This is a genomic window from Vibrio sp. 378, assembly GCF_033339435.1.
Genome location: NZ_JAWOUO010000212.1, coordinates 1 through 967, shown reverse-complemented (window position 1 = coordinate 967; position 967 = coordinate 1). Strand labels below are relative to the sequence as shown.

At 46.8% G+C, this 967-nt stretch carries 2 protein-coding genes; one reads left to right on the top strand and one right to left on the bottom strand.

Annotated features, from left to right (window positions below; all coding sequences use genetic code 11):
* On the top strand, positions 1 to 119 hold a 119-nt coding region (locus R7Q48_RS25220), incomplete at its 5' end, for a glutathione S-transferase N-terminal domain-containing protein (RefSeq protein ID WP_318132875.1).
* A gap of 91 nt (positions 120 to 210) precedes the next feature.
* Here the strand turns inward: R7Q48_RS25220 and R7Q48_RS25215 are convergent.
* Complete coding sequence (locus tag R7Q48_RS25215; protein ID WP_318132873.1) at positions 211 to 837, bottom strand: OmpA family protein; 627 nt, start codon at positions 835 to 837, stop codon at positions 211 to 213.
* Between the last annotated feature and the right edge of the window lie 130 nt (positions 838 to 967).

The following is a 967-nucleotide window of genomic DNA, read 5'->3' as shown; positions in this document are numbered from 1 at the left end:
TTGAACAAGGTGGCGGTCGCGTGAAAGTGCCTTGTCTTCGTATTGAAAAAGATGGCGAAACGCAATGGCTTTATGAGTCATCAGACATTGTCGCTTATCTTGAAAAAGAATTTGCCTAGTTCCCCCTAAGAACATTGGCGGATGTAAAAGAGGCACCATTTGGTGCCTCTTTTCTATTTTGATGTTTTTGCTTCGAAACCGACTGGCGGCCTACTCATCGACAATCAGCATCAACTCAACACGTCGGTTACACGCTTTACCGCTTGATGTGGCATTGCTACATTGCGGCACATATTCGCCGAATCCGCGAGAGAAAACGCGCTGACGCGGAATGCTACTCGCTAGCATTTGTTTTTCTACTTCACGGGCTCGTTTTTCTGAGAGCGTATCATTGAATCTCGCCGCACCAGTGCTATCGGCATGGCCATCAATCACCACATCCACATCGGTTCTGCCTGCTAAATAGTGCCCCAGCTTTCGTAACCAATCTTGTGAGTTTGACGACAATTGCGCCGACCCTGTCTGAAAGTGAACTTGCTCTTTTAAGCGAATCATAAGGTGACCACCACCGATCGTCTCATGCGGGATATTGTGTCTATCCAAGAACATTTCTAGTGAGGTCACGTTGTTAGACTTTTTTTCGGCCGCCCTCGCCGTCTGGTTGACACGTGGAGCCGTCGAAACGTGAGATGCACTCGCATACCCCCACTCAGGGTGTCTCAGCTCTGTGTTTGTTTTTGGGGCTGTATCCAACATATTCCCACCCGGAACCATGTCTGGATTAAGGCTGCTACACCCACTAAGAATGCCACAGACAATGAAAAACCAATGCTTCATACCGTTACCAACGTAGAAAGAATTCTTGTTCACTATGTCGACGAAAAATACATATTCTTTAGTGTTTTTCGCTGTTTGATTGTTTTATATGCACCGTTCGTGCCATTCTCAGTTCGAGCTTGTCGCCTAA